At 68.2% G+C, this 17721-nt stretch carries 15 protein-coding genes; 9 read left to right on the top strand and 6 right to left on the bottom strand.

Going from position 1 to position 17721, the window contains the following annotated elements; genetic code table 11:
* The first annotated feature begins 81 nt into the window (after window positions 1–81).
* Genes J2X45_RS15180 through J2X45_RS15170 form a run of 3 tightly spaced genes read left to right on the top strand, consistent with a single transcriptional unit; the run spans window position 82 to window position 3604 of the window.
* Complete coding sequence (locus tag J2X45_RS15180) at window positions 82–807, top strand: ABC transporter ATP-binding protein (RefSeq protein WP_310216734.1); 726 nt, start codon at window positions 82–84, stop codon at window positions 805–807.
* Window positions 804–2252, top strand: coding sequence for a DUF3526 domain-containing protein (locus tag J2X45_RS15175; RefSeq protein ID WP_310216255.1), 1449 nt, complete (start codon window positions 804–806; stop codon window positions 2250–2252). The genes J2X45_RS15180 and J2X45_RS15175 overlap by 4 nt, the downstream gene beginning before the upstream one ends.
* Window positions 2249–3604 carry a DUF3526 domain-containing protein gene (locus J2X45_RS15170; protein WP_310216253.1) on the top strand — a complete coding sequence of 452 codons (1356 nt, stop codon included), beginning with the start codon at window positions 2249–2251 and terminating at the stop codon, window positions 3602–3604. The genes J2X45_RS15175 and J2X45_RS15170 overlap by 4 nt, the downstream gene beginning before the upstream one ends.
* Before the next feature lie 7 nt (window positions 3605–3611).
* On the opposite strand, the gene J2X45_RS15165 is transcribed toward J2X45_RS15170, so the two are convergent.
* The gene (locus tag J2X45_RS15165) at window positions 3612–4748 is read right to left on the bottom strand and encodes an acyltransferase (RefSeq protein WP_310216250.1); all 1137 of its coding nucleotides are present in this window, start codon (window positions 4746–4748) and stop codon (window positions 3612–3614) included.
* 132 nt (window positions 4749–4880) lie between these two features.
* Between J2X45_RS15165 and ligA the strand changes: the two genes are divergently transcribed.
* The 3 genes from ligA to J2X45_RS15150 all read left to right on the top strand — a co-directional run bounded on the left by ligA (window position 4881) and on the right by J2X45_RS15150 (window position 8381).
* A complete protein-coding gene (gene ligA / locus J2X45_RS15160; RefSeq protein WP_310216248.1) occupies window positions 4881–7232 on the top strand; it encodes an NAD-dependent DNA ligase LigA in 2352 nt (783 codons plus the stop codon).
* Complete coding sequence (locus J2X45_RS15155; RefSeq protein WP_310216247.1) at window positions 7208–7837, top strand: 3'-5' exonuclease; 630 nt, start codon at window positions 7208–7210, stop codon at window positions 7835–7837. Before ligA ends, J2X45_RS15155 begins: the two co-directional genes overlap by 25 nt.
* A 115-nt stretch (window positions 7838–7952) precedes the next feature.
* On the top strand, window positions 7953–8381 hold the full coding sequence (locus tag J2X45_RS15150; RefSeq protein ID WP_310216246.1) for a DUF2147 domain-containing protein: 429 nt from the start codon (window positions 7953–7955) through the stop codon (window positions 8379–8381).
* Between the two features lie 118 nt (window positions 8382–8499).
* On the opposite strand, the gene J2X45_RS15145 is transcribed toward J2X45_RS15150, so the two are convergent.
* The 3 genes from J2X45_RS15145 to J2X45_RS15135 all read right to left on the bottom strand — a co-directional run bounded on the left by J2X45_RS15145 (window position 8500) and on the right by J2X45_RS15135 (window position 11801).
* On the bottom strand, window positions 8500–10311 hold the full coding sequence (locus tag J2X45_RS15145) for an aminopeptidase P family protein (protein WP_310216243.1): 1812 nt from the start codon (window positions 10309–10311) through the stop codon (window positions 8500–8502).
* An 80-nt stretch (window positions 10312–10391) separates the two neighbouring features.
* On the bottom strand, window positions 10392–11258 hold the full coding sequence (locus J2X45_RS15140) for a 50S ribosomal protein L11 methyltransferase (protein WP_310216241.1): 867 nt from the start codon (window positions 11256–11258) through the stop codon (window positions 10392–10394).
* Between the two features lie 39 nt (window positions 11259–11297).
* Entirely contained in the window at window positions 11298–11801 is a 504-nt protein-coding gene (locus tag J2X45_RS15135; protein ID WP_310216240.1) for a hypothetical protein, read from the bottom strand.
* A gap of 55 nt (window positions 11802–11856) precedes the next feature.
* Here J2X45_RS15135 and J2X45_RS15130 point away from each other — a divergent pair, with 55 nt between their 5' ends.
* On the top strand, window positions 11857–13071 hold the full coding sequence (locus J2X45_RS15130) for a low temperature requirement protein A (RefSeq protein ID WP_310216238.1): 1215 nt from the start codon (window positions 11857–11859) through the stop codon (window positions 13069–13071).
* On the opposite strand, the gene J2X45_RS15125 is transcribed toward J2X45_RS15130, so the two are convergent.
* Complete coding sequence (locus J2X45_RS15125) at window positions 13072–15489, bottom strand: UvrD-helicase domain-containing protein (RefSeq protein WP_310216236.1); 2418 nt, start codon at window positions 15487–15489, stop codon at window positions 13072–13074.
* A 145-nt stretch (window positions 15490–15634) separates the two neighbouring features.
* Between J2X45_RS15125 and J2X45_RS15120 the strand changes: the two genes are divergently transcribed.
* Window positions 15635–15823: a hypothetical protein gene (locus J2X45_RS15120; protein WP_310216234.1), complete on the top strand. Its 189-nt coding sequence runs from the start codon at window positions 15635–15637 to the stop codon at window positions 15821–15823.
* Window positions 15824–15840: 17 nt separating this feature from the next.
* On the opposite strand, the gene J2X45_RS15115 is transcribed toward J2X45_RS15120, so the two are convergent.
* Window positions 15841–16086 (bottom strand): ribbon-helix-helix domain-containing protein, encoded by a 246-nt coding sequence (locus J2X45_RS15115; protein WP_310216232.1) that lies wholly within the window; start codon window positions 16084–16086, stop codon window positions 15841–15843.
* A gap of 120 nt (window positions 16087–16206) precedes the next feature.
* Here J2X45_RS15115 and J2X45_RS15110 point away from each other — a divergent pair, with 120 nt between their 5' ends.
* Complete coding sequence (locus tag J2X45_RS15110; protein WP_310216229.1) at window positions 16207–17718, top strand: tryptophan 7-halogenase; 1512 nt, start codon at window positions 16207–16209, stop codon at window positions 17716–17718.
* The last annotated feature ends 3 nt before the right edge of the window (window positions 17719–17721 follow it).

The following is a 17721-nucleotide window of genomic DNA, read 5'->3' as shown; positions in this document are numbered from 1 at the left end:
GGTCAAGATAATTGTTACGATATAACATTACTTGATGGCGCAAGCGGCGCCGCAGAGGCTTGCGAGGGTGGCGTGAAGACCGTGGATGGCGACAAGGCGATCGAGATTGTGGATCTCGTGGTGCGTTACGGCGATCGAGACGTGATCGATCATCTGGCCCTGACGGTCAGGGCCGGAGAGGTCTATGGCCTGCTCGGCGGCAACGGCGCGGGGAAGTCGACAACGCTGCAGGCGATCCTCGGCTTTGTCCGTCCCAGCGCCGGACGCGTTCGCGTAGTTGGCCGCGATCCCGTGTCGGAGCCCGCCGAGGTGCGCCGCGCCATCGCCTACATCCCTGAGAACGTGGCGCTGTACGAGCACCTGACCGCGCGCGAGAACATCGACTACTTCCTGCGCCTTGCGGGCCTGCGCCCCGTCGCTGACGAGATCAACAAGGCGCTTCGCACGGTCGGTCTCGCCGAAGAGGCCTGGGAGCGCCGGGTGTCGGGCTTCTCCAAGGGCATGCGGCAGAAGACGGCCATCGCCCTGGCGGTGCTGCGCCGCGCGTCGGTGCTGCTGCTGGACGAGCCGACCTCGGGCCTTGATCCGGGCGCCACCGCCGACTTCAACGCCCTGGTCTCGCGCCTGCGCGGGGAAGGGGCGGCGATCCTGATTGTCACCCACGACCTGATCGGCGTCGCCGACATCGCCGACCGCATCGGCTTCCTCGAGCGGGGACGGATCAGCGACGAGATGGTCGCCGAGGGCCCTGAGCGTTTCGACCTTCGCGCCCTGCACAACCGCTTCTCGAGGGCGCGGGCGGCATGAGCGTGATCCTTTCGGTGACGCGCAACGAGCTGCGTCACCTTGTTCGGAGCCGGGTCGCCTTGACCGGCCTGATCCTCGTTGCGTTGCTGACCTTCGCCGCAGCGCTGACCTCGAACGCCTATCAGGCCGATCAAGCTGGTCTTCGCGAGCGTCTGCAGCACGCCGCCGACCAGGACTTCGCCGCCCAGCCCAACCGGCATCCGCACCGGGTCGTGCACTTTGGCCACTTCGCTATCCGGCCGGCCAGCGGCCTGGCGGCGATGGACCCCGGCGTCGAGGCCTATACCGGCAACATGATCTTCCTCGAAGGTCATCGGCAGAACAGCGCCAATTTCGGCGATGCGCGTCAGTCCTCGCTGCTCGTCCGGTTCGGGCAACTGTCGCCCGCGCTGGTGCTGCAGGTGATCGTGCCGCTGCTGCTGGTGTTCATCGGCGCCGGGATGATCGCGGGCGAGCGCGAGCGCGGCACGTTGCGCCAGTCGCTGCTGGCCGGGATTTCCGGCGGCGCGCTGCTGAGCGGCAAGGCCCTGGCGCTGGGCCTTGCGGCCCTGGCCATCGCGACCCCGGCCTTTGGTCTACTGCTGTGGCTCGGCGCCAGCGGCGGCGCGCGGCTTTCGGCGGTCGGTCTGACCGCGCTGGGCTATGTCGCCTATCTGGCCTTCTGGACCCTTCTGATCATCGGCGTCTCCGCCACGGCCAATCGCAGCCGCTCGGCCCTGATCGGTCTGGTCGGCGCCTGGGCGTTCATGGTGGTGCTGGTTCCGCGCGTCGCGCCTGAGGCCGCCGCCGCCCTGGCGCCGCTGCCGACGCGCGTGGAGACCGACATCGCCGTCCAGCGCGACCTGCGCGCGATGGGCGACAGCCACAATCCCAACGACCCCTATTTCGCGGCCTTCAAGCAGAAGACGCTGAAGCAGTATGGGGTCACGCGGGTCGAGGACCTGCCGGTCAACTATCGGGGCCTGCTCGCCATCGAAGGCGAGAAGCTGACGTCCAGCCTGTTCGACCGCTACGCCGACCAGGCCTTCGGCGCGATGGAGGCGCAGGGGCGGGTGATGGACGCCCTGGCCATCGTCAGCCCGACCGTGGCGATCCGCCGTGTGTCCATGACCTTGGCCGAGACGGACCTCTTCGCCTACCGCCGCTTCCTCGAACAGGCCGAAGCCTATCGCTATGACCTCGTGCAGCGCCTCAACCGCCTGCAGGCCACGGCGGTCACCGCTGCGGACGACGCCGCCAAGAGCAAGAACGCCGCCGCCGAGGCGCGCAGCCGCATCTCGGCCGACCACTGGCGCGCCATGCCCCACTTCGACCCGACGCGCCCCTCGGCCGCCGATGTCGTCAGCCGCGCCCTGCCGGCGCTGGCGGCCCTGTTGCTCTGGCTCGTCGCCGGAGCGTTGCTTGCGGTCCGCGCCGGCCGCCGCCTGAACCGGAGGGCCGCATGAACGCCCTGCTTCGAGAAGTCCGCTTCCTGCTGGGCCTTAAATCAGTCGTCGCGGCCATGGTCGCCCTGCTTGCGCTCACCGCTGTGGCCGTCGGCGCCGGCCTCGTCGAGGTCGCACGTCAGGAGGCCGTCATCGCCCGGATCGGACCGCAACAGGCGTCCGACGTCGCCGCGATCACCGACTGGGTCTCGCGCGAGAAGGATCCGGGCAGCGCGGCCTACTACACCTTCCACGCCACCTGGGATCCGCCGTCGGACCTGGCGTTCGCCGCCATCGGCGCCCGCGATGTGTCGCCCTATGTCCTGCGGGTGCGGGCCCTGGGCCTGGAGGCGCAGCTCTATGAGGGGGAGATCGGCAATCCGGAAGCCGCGCTTCCGGGGCGTTTCGACTTCGCCTTCGTGCTGGTCTATCTGGCCCCGCTGTTCGTGATCCTGCTGTTCCATGACCTGCGGTCGGGCGAGCGGGAGGCGGGACGGCTGCGGGTCCTGGAGGCCTCGGTCGGCGCGCCCTCGGCGCTGTGGGGACCGCGTCTGATCGTTCGGGCGCTGGGTCTCTTCCTGGCGCTGGCGCTCCCGTTCTTTGTGGGCGCCCTCATCGCCGGTACGGCGCCTTGGAAGGTTGGAGCGGTGCTGGCGGTGGTGCTGGCCTATCTGGCCTTCTGGATCGTCCTGTGCCTGGTGGTCGCCCGTGCTGCGCGCAGCTCGCTGGCCAACGCCATGACCCTCGCGGCGGCCTGGATGACCCTGACCCTGATCGTTCCGGCGATCGGTCATGTGGTGCTCAACAGCGCCATCCCGCTGCGCCAGGGCATGGAGCTTGGCCAGACCCAGCGCACGGCGGTCCATCGCGCCTGGGACATTCCCAAGTCTGAAACCATGGACGCGTTCTTCCGCACCCATCCGCAGTGGCGGAACACTGCGCCGCTGGGCGAGGCGTTCCATTGGAAATGGTACTTCGCGTTCCACCAGGTCGGGGACGAACGGGCCGGCGACCTGTCGCGCCAGTATCGGCAGGGCGTACTGGAGCGCGCCGCCTGGAGCGAGCGGCTTGGGCTGGTGACGCCGGGCGTGGCGACGCAACTGGCCTTGCACCGGCTGGCGGCCACCGATCCTGCGGCGCAGATCGCCTACCAGGACCGCATCCGCGCGTTCCACGGCGCGCTTCGGCGGTTCTACTATCCGTACCTGTTCGAAGACCGCCCGTTCGACCGCGCCGACTTCGCGCGCGCGCCGCAGTATCGGGCCGCGCCGGCGGTCGGAAGCTGGCCGCTGTCCCTGCTGGCCGGCGTCCTGCTGACGACCGCGCTGGTCGGCGGGGCGGGCCTTGCGCTCCGGCGGAGGGATCGGTTCTGAGAGGCGCTTACGCCGAGGCCTGACGCATTTTGCCGACGCCCGGCGCACGCGCCTCGCGCGACCGCGACTTGATCCAGGTCTGCAAAGGCGCGTCCACCAGCCGCTCGAAGAGCCAGGCCGCCGCGATCGTGGCGGGGATGGCCAGCGCCCACAACGCCCATTGGGCGGCGACCGGCAGGCCAAGCTTGGCGTCGAGCATCTGCACGAGGCCGAACCAGACGACGGCGGTCAGGGTGTTGGTCAGGAACAGCGGGAACGACAGGCGACCGGCCGCGCCCGCCCAGCGCCAGGCGCGCGGCTTGGCGGCGCCGGCCGCGTAGATCAGGAACGCCAGCAGGGCGAGGCTGAAGTAGTCGAAGTTCCCAAGGGCCTGGACGCCGATGACCATGGCCAGGCTGGCGACCGCCAGCGGCAGGGCCTGCTGCTCAGCCAGTCGCGTGATCGGCAGGCGCGCGACCAGCACGCCGATCAGGAACAGCGGCACGCCGCGGATCAGACCAAAGCGCAGCGGCAACTGATAGCTAGGCACGCCGAAGGCCAGCAGCGCAGCCTGGTCGATGATGATCCAGGCGCAGACGCCCATGGCCAGTAGTCGCAGCGGACGGGCGCTGGCGGCGACCTTGCGCCAGACCATCGGGAAGAGGGCGTAGGCCACGATCAGGGCCGACAGGGTCCAGGTCGGCATGTTCCAGCCTGAGGTTCCCGGCACGAACCAGGCCTGAACCAGGAAGATCTGCGGCAGTAGCTGGTCCCACTGGAACCACTGCGGGTTCTGCGGCGCCAGGCCAATCGCCGTGGTGGCCAGGAAGAAAGCGACGAACAGGGCCAGCATGACGAGGTGCGGCGGCCAGATCCGTTGCACGCGGCGCTTCAGGAAGGTCCAGGTGTCGACCTCGCTGTTTGCGATACGCGATCCGTAGGTCCTCGCCAGCACATAGCCGGACAGCATCAGGAAGAAGTCGGTCGCGAGATAGCCGCGCCCGAAGGCCGGCGAGAGGCTGAACAGCGACACCGGCGCCCGCTCGGCCACGTGGTAGAGCACGATGAACAGGGCCGCCAGGAAGCGCAGGGCGTCCAACGGACCGTCCCGCGACAGGACAGGCGTGGCGCTCGCTTTGGCGAAACCTGTGCCGGCATTGAACATCGGAAACTCCTTCGCTCACGACGCCGCAAGGGGTGGGCCAAGTTTCGCCTGACGGGCGAGCGCATCGGCGACTCCCCCCGCCGGGGCCGCGTTGCTAACCTGCCTGCGTCCCACGCCACCCGGATTCGCCCCGTGTCCCAGATCCCCGTCGCCGACCTCACCGAAGCCCAGGCCGTCGAGGAACTGGAGCGTCTGGCCGACCTGCTGGCGACGCATGACATCGCCTATCACCAACAGGACAACCCGACAGTCAGCGACGCCGAGTATGACGCGCTGAAGCGGCGCAACCTGGATATCGAGACCCGCTTTCCGCATCTGGTGCGCGACAATTCCCCGTCGATGCGGGTCGGCGCGGCGCGGGCCGAGCAGTTCGCGCCGGTGGAGCACGGCGTGCCGATGCTCAGCCTGGACAACGCCTTCTCGAACGACGAGGCGATCGAGTTCGACGCCCGCATCCGACGCTTCCTGCGGATCCCGCCGTCCGAGACGGTCGCCTACACCGCCGAGCCCAAGATCGACGGTCTGTCGGCTTCGCTACGCTACGAAAAGGGCGTCCTGGTTCAGGGCGCGACGCGGGGCGACGGGCGCGTGGGCGAAGACGTCACCGCCAATCTGCGCACCATCGCTGACATCCCCCACCGCCTGAAGGGCTCAGGCTGGCCCGACGTCGTTGAGGTGCGCGGCGAGGTCTATGTCGAACTCGAGGCCTTCGCCGCCTTCAACAAGGCCGCCGACGAGGCCGGTCAGCGCACCTACGCCAATCCCCGCAACTTCGCCGCCGGCTCGCTGCGCCAGATCGACCCCAAGATCAGCGCCCAGCGGCCGCTGCGGTTCTTCGGCTACGCCTGGGGCCTGGTCTCGGAGCCGTTCGCCGAGACCCAGTGGGGCGCGCTGGAGAAGCTGGCCGAGTGGGGCTTCGTCACCACAGCGCCGCCCGCCCAGCGCGTGGAGAACGCGCAGGGGCTGCTCGACGTCTACGCCCAGTTCGAGACCCTTCGCCCGACCCTGGGCTTCGACATCGACGGCGTCGTCTACAAGGTCGACGACCTCGAGCAGCAGCGTCGGCTGGGCTTCGTCTCGCGCTCGCCGCGCTGGGCAATCGCCCGCAAGTTCCCGGCGCAGCGCGCGCGGACGCTCCTGGAAGCCATCGACCTTCAGGTCGGTCGCACCGGCGCCATCACTCCTGTGGCCCGGCTGAAGCCGGTGACGGTCGGCGGCGTCTCCGTCACCAACGCCACCCTGCACAACGGCGACGAGATCGAACGGCTTGATGTGCGGATCGGCGACACGGTCGTCATCCAGCGGGCCGGGGACGTTATCCCGCAGATCGTCGAGGTTGCGCTGGACGCGCGGCCCGATCCTGCGCCGCCGCCCTACGAGTTCCCCCATGTCTGCCCGTGTCCGCTACAGACGCCGCTGGCGCGTGAGGTCACGGCGTCCGGGCAGGAATCGGTGGTGCGGCGCTGCACCGGCGAGTTCGCCTGTCCTTTCCAGCGGGTCGAGCACCTGCGCCACTTCGTGTCTCGCCGGGCGTTCGACATCGAAGGGCTAGGCGAAAAGCAGCTGCGGGCCTTCTTCGAGGAGGGCTGGATCACCGAGCCGGCCGACATCTTCAAGCTGGCCCGCGATGAGGACAAGCTGGCCGCCCTGCGCGAACGCGAGGGCTATGGCGAAACCTCGGTGGCCAATCTGGTCAAGGGGATCGAGGCGCGGCGCACGATCGGCATTGACCGGATGATATACGGCCTAGGCGCGCGCGACATCGGCGAGACCACATCGACGGTGCTGGCCCGCAACTTCGACCGCTTCGAGGACCTGCAGGCCGCCGCCGAGGCCGCCGCGCGGGCGCTGCCCGGCGAGACCTATCTCGAGCTTTCGACGGCTCCCGGCGTCGGCCCCAAGGCGCTGGACATGCTGATCGAGGCCGGGAAGGGCGGCCTCGTCGCCGATCCCTGGCCGCAGACCGAGGACCTAGAGATCAAGATCGGCCACGCCGTTCCCAAGTTGACCAAGCCGGCGCGTGCGGCTCTGGCGCAGCGCTATGGGACCTGGGACGCCTTCGCCAAGGGGCTGGCGGCCGCGGCCTCGGGCGCGCCGGGCGAGGACTATCTGCATCTGGCCGCCATCGATGGCGTCGGCCCCGTCGCGGCCCAGTCCCTGGCCCGGTTCTTCGCCGAGGATCACAACCGCCAGAAGGTCGCCAACCTCGTCGCCGAGCTCGACATCCAGCCGGTCGCCAAGCCCAAGACCGACACCGCCGTGGCGGGCAAGACCATCGTCTTTACCGGTTCGCTGGAGAAGATGACCCGCGACGAAGCCAAGGCCCAGGCGGAGGGCCTGGGGGCCAAGGTGGCGTCTTCGGTGTCGAAGAAGACCCATCTGGTGGTCGCCGGGCCCGGCGCCGGCTCCAAGCTCAAGACGGCGACGGACCTGGGCATCCAGGTGATGACCGAGGACGAGTGGCTGGCGCTGGTGGGCGCATGAAGGTCATCGCCATCGATTTCGAGACCGCCAACGAGCAGCGCGCCAGCCCGTGCTCGATCGGTCTGGCCTGGATCGAGGACGGCGAGATCGCGCGCGTCGAACACCACTATATCCGCCCGCCCGGCAACCGTTTTGCAGGGTTCAACATGGCTTTTCACGGCATCCGGCCCGAGCACGTGGCGGACGCCGACGAGTGGCCGAACGTGCTGGAGCGCCTGCGGCCGGAGCTGGAGGGCGCGCTGGTCCTGGCGCACAATGCGTCGTTCGACATCAGCGTGATCCGGCGCACCTGCGAGCACTACGACGTGCAGGCCCCAGGCTTCGACTATCTGTGTACGGTGCAAGTCGCGCGCAGCGTCTGGCCTGAGCTGCCGTCGCACAAGCTGAACGTGGTCTGCGGTCACCTGGGCGTGGATTTCGCTCACCACGACGCGGCGGCCGACGCCTATGCCTGCGGTCGCGTGGCTTTGGCGGCGACGGGCCTGAACGCGCTGTCCCATGTTCGCGAGTTGCCGCAACGCCTGGGCATGACCCCGGGGCGTCTCGACCCTGATAGCTACAGGCCTTCGCGCGCGGCGACCGGGGCGCGTCGCCGTTTTGCGTGACCTGACTGCTTTCCGAATTCTCGCCGCGATTTCGTGCGAACGCTTGTTCCGAGAGACGTGATCGCGCAACCAAGCGACCAAGACGCACGCTGATCGCGTGAACAGGGAGACTTAGATGATCCGCAAAGCCATGATCGCCGCCGCCGTGCTCGGCGCCAGCTTCGCCACCGCCGCGCCTGCCTTCGCCGCTGACGTCACGGGGCTTTGGGCCACGCCTGGCAATGGCGGTCAGGTCGAGATCGCGCGCTGCGGCAACAGCCTGTGCGGCAAGCTGGTGACGTCCGACCACATCAAGACCAATCCGGGTCTGAAGGACATCAAGAACAAGGACGAGAGCCAGCGCAGCCGCACCCTGAAGAACCTGCAGATGCTCTACGACTTCAGCGGCGGTCCCACCAAGTGGAGCGGCGGCAAGGTTTATAATCCCGAGGACGGCGGCGTTTACGCCGGCACGATCGAGCTGGTCAGCAACACCGAGCTGAAGCTCAAGGGCTGCATCGTCGCGCCGCTGTGCAAGACGCAGAAGTGGACGCGGATCCGGTAGGGGGCATCAAATCCTCCCCCGAGCGGGGGAGGCGGTCGCGAAGCGACCGGAGGGGGAAGTCGGACTTCCCTCTCCGTCGGCTTCGCCGACACCTCTCCCTTGGGGAGAGGATTTCTCCCTAAAGCGGCGCGCAGGCCGTTTCCATCCAGGCCCGCACCTCAGGCTCCACACGAGGCCCGATCTCGCGCAGCACGCGGGCGTGGTAGGCGTCGAACTGGGCGATCTCTTCGGCCGTCAGCAGCATCTTGTCGATCAGGCGACGATCGATGGGCGCCAGGGTCAGGGCTTCGAAGCGGTGCATCGGACGCTCGCCGCCCGGCACGTCTTCGGCGGGCATGACGACTTCCAGATTTTCGATGCGGATGCCGTATTCGCCGTCCTTGTAGTAACCAGGCTCGTTCGAGACGATCATGCCGGGCTGCAGGGCGATGGTGTTCGGCGCCTTCGAGATCCGCTGCGGGCCTTCGTGGACGCCGAGGTAGACGCCGACGCCGTGGCCGGTGCCGTGGTCATAGTCCAGGCCGTGCGCCCACAGCGCCATGCGCGCCAGGGCGTCGATCGCCGAACCGGTCGTGCCGGCCGGGAAGCGCAGGCGGGCGATGGCCAGGTGGCCCTTCAAGACGAGCGTGTTGCGCTGGACCATCTCGGCCGAGGGCTCACCGATGGCGACCGTGCGGGTGACGTCGGTGGTGCCGTCCAGATACTGGCCGCCGCTGTCGACCAGCAGCAGCGAGCCCATCTTGGCGCGCTCATTGCTGCGCTCGGTCGGGCGGTAATGGGGCAGGGCGCCGTGGCCGTTGGCCGCGCCGATGGTGTCGAACGACAGGTCCTTCAGCACGCCGGTGGCCTCGCGGAAGGCCTCCAGCTTGGCGACGGCTTCCTTCTCGTCGGGCGGATTGACCTGACCTTCGGTGGCCAGCCAGTGCAGGAAGCGGGTCAGCGCTGCGCCGTCGCGGCGGTGCGCCTCGCGCGTGCCCTCCAGCTCCACGGCGTTCTTGCAGGCGCGCGGCATCGTGCAGGGATCCATCGCCCGCACCACCTTGGCGCCGGCGGCGATCAGGGTGTCGAAATACCAGGCCGAGGACTGGGCGGGGTCGACCACGACGCTCTTGCCCGACAGCTCGGCCAAAGCTGCCTCAAGTTTGTCCGGGGTCTCCAGCGAGACCTGATTGCCGAGCCAGGCCGGCAGGTCGGTCGTGACCTTGGCCGGTTCCAGGAACAGGCGAGCCGTGCCGTCGGCGTTCAGGATGGCTTGCGAGAGCGGCAGCGGGGTGCGGATCACGTCGCCGCCGCGCACATTGAACAGCCAGGCGATCGAAGCCGGAGCCGTGATCACGGCGGCGTCGGCGCCCAGCGCCGCAACTGAAGCGCCGACGCGAGCGCGCTTGGCGCTGGACTCTTCGCCGGCGTGTTCGAGGGGCTGCGGAACGACGGGGGCCATCGGCTGGGCCGGACGCGCCGAACCCCAGGCCTGGTCGACGGGGTTGGCCTCGACGGGCTTCAGCACCGCGCCGGCGCGGGTGGCGGCGGCCTTCAGGCCGTCCAGAGCGGCGGGGCTGTGCAGGCGGGCGTCATAGCCGATGACGTCGCCCTTCGAGACGGTTTCCAGATAGGCGGGCACGCCGCCCTCGACGAGGTCGCGGATCTCGAACACGCCCTGATCGACCTGCTCGCGGACCTGCAGGGTATAGCGGCCGTCGACGAAGACGGCGGCGCGGTCTTTCAGGATCACGCCCGCCCCGGCCGAGCCGGTGAAGCCGCTGGCCCAGGCCAGCCGGTCATTGGCGGCGGGCAGGTACTCGTTCTGGTGCTCGTCCTCGTGCGGCACGAGGAAGCCGTCCAGCCCCTGCGCCGCCATAGCCTGGCGGATCAGCGGGACGTGCTTGGGGCCGAAAGAGGGATCGGTGGATTCGTCGAAGGTCTGGCGCATGAGGAGGATTTAGGCTCGTCCGGGCGCGCAGGGAAGATGTTCAATCCTCCCCCTAGAGGGGAGGATTGGATTTCAGATATCTACGGCCGCTGCAGGACCAGGGTCGCCCAGGCGTCGCGGTGGATGCGGGTCACCACCTTGAAGCCGCGCGACAGGTAGGCGGCCTTGACCATCCGCTCCTGGGTGCGCAGCAGGCCTGACAGGATCACCGTGCCGCCGGGGACCAGGGCGCGCTTGATGTCCTGGGCCAGGCTGATCAGCGGGCGCGCCAGGATATTGGCGAAGACCAGGTCGTAGGGCGCGTTCTCGGCGACCAGGCGGTTCGAGAGGCCCGAAGCGTGGACGAAGCGCGCGTTGGCCTTGTTGACCTGGGCGTTCTCCTTGGAGATCCGCACACTGGGCTTGTCGATGTCGGTGCCGACGGCCAGCTTGGCGCCGGTGCGGGCGGCGGCGATAGCCAGCAGGCCCGTGCCGGCCCCGACGTCGAGCACCTTGTTGAACTTGCGCGCCTTGATCAGGCGGTCATAGGCCTGCAGGCAGCCGACGGTGGTGCCGTGGTGGCCGGTGCCGAACGCCGCGCCGGCCTCGATCCGCAGGTTGACGGTGCTGGCCGGCAAGCGACCGCGATCGTGCATGCCATAGACGAAGAACCGCCCCGCGCGCACCGGCGGGAGGCCCGACAGGGCCATGGCCAGCCAGTCGGCGTCGGCCAGGGTGTCGCGCGAAACCTTCAGGTCGTACTCGCCCAGCAGCGCCATCAGACTGGCGTCTTCCTCGTCGGTCGTCGGAAAGGCGTCGATGCGCCAGACGCCGCGATCCTCGTCCTCTTCCAGGATCGAGTAGGTGGCGCCTTCCAGGCCGGGATGGTTGTCGATGGCGTCGGCGGCGGTCTCGGCCTCGAGGCGCGCGCCACGGGCGACGATCTGCTGGGGCGTATAGTCGGTCATGCCGCTCCGTTAGCGGCAAAGCCGGCGAAAAGCGAGCCTTCAGCGCGACGTCATGCCGGTGGCGGCGGCGTCGGCGAGCATCAGATTGTCCGCGGGCGCTGACGGATGATCCTCGGGAAGCGACACGTTCAGGATGTCGCCGTGTTCGGACGCCCATCGCGCGCCCTCCGCCACCAGCGGCGGCGCTGGGCGCGCCGGCGCGTAGGGCGGCAGCTCGGGCGGAGGCGGCAGGGGCGGAGGCTCGTAGGACGCGTAGACGGCGGGGGGAGGCTGCGTCGCCTTCAGAAAGTCGGTGCCCACCACATAGTCAGGCAGGGTCCCCGAAGGGTAAGAGATCGGCTCCGCCATCGCCTGGGGCGTTGATCGCGCCGGCTCCATGTCAGGCTGGTAAGGCCCATCCTGCGGACCGGTTTGCATCGCGAGGCCCGCCAGCGCGCCAACCACGGCGCAGACGGGCGCGCCATAGGCCATAGGGCGGGTGGTCGCAAAGGCCTTGAGATGGCCAAGGAGGAGATCCAAGCGTTCCATGTCGGCATAGCGCATCAGGCAGATTTTGGTTCTCCATTCCCGGCGGCCGCTGATGCGTTAGGATGACGCCATGGCCAAGACCGTCCCCAGCTTGCTGCGCGCTCGCAATGCCGACGAGCATGCGCGCGTGACCTATGCCGAGCTGTTCTTCGACCTGGTCTTCGTTTTCGCCGTGACCCAGCTTTCGCATGTCGTGCTGAAGCATCCCGACGGTCCGGGGCTCCTACACGCGGCGGTGCTGCTGCTCGCGGTCTGGTGGTCGTGGATCTACACCGCCTGGGTGACGAACTGGCTGGACCCGGAGCGTGGGCCAGTCCGCTTGATGCTGTTCGTGATGATGGCCGCCGCCATGGTGCTGGCGGCTTCGATCCCCGACGCCTTCGGCGCGAGGGGCATGGCCTTCGCCGCAGCCCACGTCTTCATCCAGGTGGGGCGCAGCGCCTTCTTCCTCTGGACGGCGTGGAAGGATGAAGGGCACCGCGCCAACTTTCTGCGGATCACCGCCTGGCTTTCCTTCGCCGGCCTGTTCTGGATCGCCGGCGCATTTGTCGAGGGCGAGGCGCGGCTCTTGGTTTGGGGGCTGGCGCTGGCGATCGAATATGTCTCGGCCGCCGTCGGCTTCTGGACGCCCGGCCTTGGTCGCACCAAGACCTCGGAGTGGAACGTCGAGGGCGGCCATATGGCCGAGCGCTGCGCCTTGTTCACCATCATCGCGCTAGGCGAGTCGATCATCATCTCGGGAACAACTGTCATTGGTCTGGAGTGGGAGGCGTCGGTGATGGCCGCCTTCAGCGGGGCGTTCCTGTGCAGCCTGGCCATGTGGTGGATCTATTTCTCGTCCACGGCCGAGGCGGCCAGCAAGGCGATCGCGGAATCGAGCGATCCGGGCGCGATCGCCCGCGTAGCCTACACCTACGCCCATCTGCCGATCATCGCCGGGATCATCGTGACCGCGGTGGGGGACGAGTGGGTGATCCACCATCCGGTCGGCCACATGGAGACCAAGGTGGCGTTGGCCCTGACGGGCGGGCCCGCGCTGTTCCTGCTGGGCGCGCTCCTGTTCAAGCGGGCGGTGTTTCGGCGCTGGTCTCTGTCGCGCCTTCTGGGTCTGGCCGGCCTGGCGGGACTGGGCGTGGCGTCGCCGTTTCTTCAGCCGCTGGCGCTATCGTGGCTGACAACCCTGGTTCTGATCGCCGTCGGCGCCTGGGAGACGCTGGGGCCGCGCCCCAGCGAGGCGCAGCCTGAGCATGACGGCGTCCGACCCGGGCTGAAGCCCGAGCGCTGATCAGGCCTTCTCGACGAAGCTGTCGATCACCTTCTTTTCGCCGGCCTTGTCGAAGGCGACCGTCAGTTTGTTGCCCTCGATGGCGGCGACCTTGCCGTAGCCGAACTTGACGTGGAACACCCGATCGCCGCGCGAAAAGGCGCTGTTGGCGGGGGCGGAAACGGCGACCAGACGGCCTTCCCCCTCGATTGGCGCAGAGCGCGCCGCCGAGCCGGCGCGCACGCCCTGGTTTCCGCGCCAGGAGCCGCCGCGTTCGCCAAAGCCCGAGGTCCGCTCCTGAGCCCGCTTCCAGCCGGGGCTCTCGTAGCTGCCGGCCTGGAACGCGCTGGCGCCAGGATTGTCCCACTGCGAGGCCGCCGTCGACTGCATGCCGGGGCCGCCGCCATAGTAGCCGGTTTCCGAGGCCGCATCGACGTGGGCGATCGGCAGTTCGTCGACGAAGCGGCTGGGCAGTTGGCTGGTCCAGCGGCCGTAAACCTGGCGATTGGCCACGAAGCTGATCCGGGCCTCTTCGCGCGCCCGGGTGATGCCGACATAGGCCAGGCGACGCTCTTCCTCGAGGCCCTTCTCGCCCTTGTCGTCCATGCTGCGCTGGCTGGGGAACACGCCTTCCTCCCAGCCGGGCAGGAAGACCACAGGGAACTCCAGGCCCTTGGCTGAGTGCAGGGTCATGATCCAAACCGCATCGCCGGTGGCCTCGCGGTCCAGGTCCATGACCAGCGAGACGTGTTCCAGGTAGCCCTCGAGCGTGTCGAAGGACCCCATCGACTGGACCAGTTCCTTCAGGTTCTCCAGACGCGTCTGGCTGGTCGGGCCCTTGTCCAAGCGCAGGGCGTCGGTATAGCCGCTTTCCTCGAGCACGGTCTCGAGCAGGCGCTGATGGTGCAGCGTTCCAACCAGGGAGCGCCAGCGGTCGAGGTCGCGGATGAAGTTGCTGAGCGCGGTGCGCGTGCGGGCCGGAAGTTCGTCGCTGGCGATGATCGCCCGGGCGGCGTCGACCGTCGAAATCCCTTCCAGCCGGGCGATCTGCAGCAGCTTCTGCACCGAGGTGTCGCCGATGCCGCGCTTGGGCGTGTTGACGATCCGCTCGAAGGCCAGGTCATCGTCGGGCGACTGGATCAAGCGCAGATAGGCGTGGGCGTCGCGGATTTCGGCGCGCTCGAAGAAGCGCGGGCCGCCGACCACCTTGTAGGGGATTTGCAGCATCACGAAGCGCTCTTCGAAGGCGCGCATCTGGAAGCTGGCCCGGACCAAGATGGCCATCTGGCTGTACTTGCGGCCTGACTTTTTGGCCCGCTCGATCTCGTCGGCGATCATCCGGCTTTCGGCCTCGCCGTCCCAGACGCCGCTGACCTTGACCTTCTCGCCGCCCTTGGCCGGGGTCCACAGGGTCTTGCCCAGGCGCCCCTTGTTGGCGGTGATCAGGCCAGACGCGGCCGCGAGGATGTGCTCGGTCGAGCGGTAGTTGCACTCCAGACGCACGACCTTGGCGCCGGGGAAGTCGCGCTCGAAGCGCAGGATATTGTCGACCTCGGCCCCGCGCCAGCCATAGATCGACTGGTCGTCGTCGCCGACGCAGCAGACGTTCTGCCGACCCTGGGCCAAGAGGCGCAGCCACAGGTACTGGGCGACGTTGGTGTCCTGATACTCGTCGACCATCACGTATTTGAAGCGCTTCTGGAACTCGTCCAGCACGTCAGGATGGCCGGTGAACAGGCTGATATTGTGCAGCAAAAGGTCGCCGAAATCGCACGCGTTCAGGATGCGCAGGCGCTCCTGATACTGCCGATAAAGACTGATCCCCTTGCCGTTGGCGAATTCGCCCGCTTCGCTGGTGGGGACCCTGTCAGGCGTCCAGCCGCGGTTCTTCCAGCCGTCGATGATCTGCGACAGGATGCGGGGCGTCCACCGCTTGGCGTCGATGTTCTCGGCCTCGATCAGCTGCTTGAGCAGGCGCTCCTGATCATCGGTGTCGATAATCGTGTAGCTCGACTTCAGCCCGATCAACTCGGCGTGGCGGCGCAGGATCTGGGCTGCGACCGAGTGAAAGGTGCCCAGCCAGCGCAGGCCCTCGGCCTCGGGGCCGATGATGTGGGTGATCCGCTCGCGCATCTCGCGCGCGGCCTTGTTGGTGAAGGTGACGGCCAGGATCTCCCACGGACGCGCGCGACCAGTGGCGAGGATGTGGGCTAGGCGGGTGGTCAGCACACGCGTCTTGCCGGTGCCGGCGCCGGCCAAGACGAGGAGCGGGCCTTCGGTGGTCTCGACCGCCTCGCGCTGCTCGGGGTTCAGACCGTCGAGGTAGCCGGGCGCAGCGCCGGCGGGCGGACGCGCTCGAGCCAGGTCGGAAATGCGCGGGGAGGGCAGGTCGCCGGGGAAATCCTCGGTGGGGTTCGGCGAGTCGGTGTCGGGAAACATGGAACATATGTAGCACAAAGCGCGCCGGGCTTAAGCCCTTCGCCGTGCGCCTGTCCGTTGCAAGCCGCCGGGCGTGTGGGAACTTCCCATACCTCGCGCCGTTGATGGGCCATCGCAGACAGGCCCGTAGGGCGAGGAGATACAGATGGCAGAAGGCGCAAATCGTGGTGGAAATAGTGGGCTGGCGTTCATCGTCGGCGCGCTCGTCGTCGTCGTGGCCGTGCTCGCTTTCTTTATGATGTCGGGCGGCTTCACGCAGGAAAAGAAGGTCGACGTCGACATCTCGGCGTCTGCGCCGAAACTGCCCGAAGCGCCCAAGCCGGCGGGGGGCTAAGCCCGGCGGCGCTTCGTCTAGTCGATGACGGGCGGGGGGCGTGGCGACAGCGCGAGTTGAGTGACGTGCTCAAGCGCGAACACCCTGCAAGCTGACGCCAGCGGCCGCTCGCTCCGTTCCCGGTCAACGCTCTGGATCAGGGCGGCGAGGCTCTGGCCGCGCGCTGCGGCGGCATCTTCCAGCACCGCCCAGAACTCCGGCTCCAGAGCCAGAGAGGTGGCGTGGCCGACAAGGTTCACCGAGCGTTTGCGAAGGCCTGGCATGGGGCGATCTCCTGAGCGCCGGACATCGCGCACTTGCGTGCGCGGCGCAAGCGGCTGGCGCCGGGCGCTTGGATCGTCGACAAAGCGGTCTCTAAGCTCGGGGAGGGCCAACGGAGACTCATGGGCGAGGCGATACAGTCGATCGTGATCCTTGGCGGCGGCTCGGCGGGCTGGATGGCCGCTGCGCTGCTCAACGCCGCCTTAGGCAAGAGATGCGCTGTCACGGTGGTCGAGTCCGCCGAGATCGGCGTGGTCGGGGTGGGCGAGGCGACCATTCCCGCGATCCGGCAGTTCAACGCCATGGTCGGTCTCAAGGACCCCGCCTTCATGCGCGCGACGCGCGCTACGCTGAAGCTGGGTATCGAGTTCGTCGACTGGGGCGGTTCGGGCGAGCGCTACCTCCACCCGTTCGGCGTTCTGGGCGGTCAGCAGACGCTGGGCGTGTTCCCGCAGCATTTTCTGCGGTTGATGGTAGCTGATCCCGACGCGAACCTGGAAGACTATTCGGTCTGCGCCCTGGCCGCGCGGCTTGGCCGGGCGGGGCCGACCGCCATGGACCCAACCACGCCGCTGTCACAGTTGATGTCGGCCTATCATTTCGACGCGGTGCTCTATTGCCGCTTTCTGCGGCGCCTGGCCGAAGGGCGCGGCGTCTCGCGGATCGAAGGCGAGGTCGTCGCGGTCGACCAACGGCCCGACGACGGCTTTGTCGAGCGCTTGCGGCTGAAGGACGGTCGCGCGGTCGAGGGCGAGCTTTTCATCGACTGCTCCGGGTTTCGGGGTGTCTTGATCGAGGGCGCGCTGGCCGCTGGTTATGACGACTGGAGCCGCTGGTTGCCGGTCGATCGCGCTATCGCCGCGCCCTGCGCCAAGGTCGGTCCCGCAGCCCCGTACACCCAGTCGATCGCCCAGGAGGCCGGTTGGCGCTGGAGGATCCCGCTGCAACACCGCACCGGCAACGGCTACGTCTATTCCAGCGCCTTCACCGACGATGATCGCGCCGAGACGGTTCTACGGGACGGTCTGGACGGCGCCCTGGAGGCCGAACCGCGCAAGTTGCGGTTCGTAACGGGCCGCCGCCGCGCCGCCTGGAAGGCCAATGTCGTCGCCTTGGGTCTGGCCAGCGGGTTCATCGAGCCGCTGGAATCGACCAGCCTGCACATGGTTCATTCTGGTCTGCAGGCCCTGCTGAAGTATTTCCCGGACCGGTCGTTCAGTCCGGTTCTGCGGAAGGGCTACAACGCCGCCATCAAGGCTGAGGGCGAGTTGATCCGCGACTTCATCATCCTGCACTACCACGCCACGCGGCGGGCCGGAGACCCCTTCTGGGACTATGTCCGGACCATGCAGATCCCCGACAGCTTGACCGAGCGGGTGGCCCTTTACGCTGAGCGCGGAATTCTCGTCAGCGGCAGTGATGAGCTGTTTTCGCCCTCGTCCTGGATGGCGGTGATGCATGGCCAGGGAATTCGGCCGCGGCGAGCCAGTCCTCTGTACAACGCCCTGAACGCGGCCGGCTTGAGCGCAGAGTATGCGGCGATCGCGCGGCGACTGCGGCGAACGGTCGAAGCGCTGCCGCTTCACGAGGCCTATCTGCAGGAGATCAGCGCCTGGGCCGAGCCTGAAGCCTAGGTC

It is taken from the genome of Caulobacter sp. BE264, from assembly GCF_031457805.1.
Taxonomy (GTDB): Bacteria; Pseudomonadota; Alphaproteobacteria; order Caulobacterales; family Caulobacteraceae; genus Caulobacter.
The sequence above is the reverse complement of the archived record's forward strand: the minus strand, read 5'-3'. Positions and strand labels throughout refer to the sequence as shown.

What these genes read in the sequence shown, in the direction of transcription:
- J2X45_RS15175 (WP_310216255.1), top strand. Translation starts at nt 804, where the DNA reads ATGAGCGTGATCCTTTCGGTGACGCGCAACGAGCTGCGTCACCTTGTT.
- J2X45_RS15170 (WP_310216253.1), top strand. Translation starts at nt 2,249, where the DNA reads ATGAACGCCCTGCTTCGAGAAGTCCGCTTCCTGCTGGGCCTTAAATCA.
- J2X45_RS15165 (WP_310216250.1), bottom strand. Translation starts at nt 4,748, where the DNA reads ATGTTCAATGCCGGCACAGGTTTCGCCAAAGCGAGCGCCACGCCTGTC.
- J2X45_RS15150 (WP_310216246.1), top strand. Translation starts at nt 7,953, where the DNA reads ATGATCCGCAAAGCCATGATCGCCGCCGCCGTGCTCGGCGCCAGCTTC.
- J2X45_RS15145 (WP_310216243.1), bottom strand. Translation starts at nt 10,311, where the DNA reads ATGCGCCAGACCTTCGACGAATCCACCGATCCCTCTTTCGGCCCCAAG.
- J2X45_RS15140 (WP_310216241.1), bottom strand. Translation starts at nt 11,258, where the DNA reads ATGACCGACTATACGCCCCAGCAGATCGTCGCCCGTGGCGCGCGCCTC.
- J2X45_RS15135 (WP_310216240.1), bottom strand. Translation starts at nt 11,801, where the DNA reads ATGCGCTATGCCGACATGGAACGCTTGGATCTCCTCCTTGGCCATCTC.
- J2X45_RS15130 (WP_310216238.1), top strand. Translation starts at nt 11,857, where the DNA reads ATGGCCAAGACCGTCCCCAGCTTGCTGCGCGCTCGCAATGCCGACGAG.
- J2X45_RS15125 (WP_310216236.1), bottom strand. Translation starts at nt 15,489, where the DNA reads ATGTTTCCCGACACCGACTCGCCGAACCCCACCGAGGATTTCCCCGGC.
- J2X45_RS15120 (WP_310216234.1), top strand. Translation starts at nt 15,635, where the DNA reads ATGGCAGAAGGCGCAAATCGTGGTGGAAATAGTGGGCTGGCGTTCATC.
- J2X45_RS15115 (WP_310216232.1), bottom strand. Translation starts at nt 16,086, where the DNA reads ATGCCAGGCCTTCGCAAACGCTCGGTGAACCTTGTCGGCCACGCCACC.
- J2X45_RS15110 (WP_310216229.1), top strand. Translation starts at nt 16,207, where the DNA reads ATGGGCGAGGCGATACAGTCGATCGTGATCCTTGGCGGCGGCTCGGCG.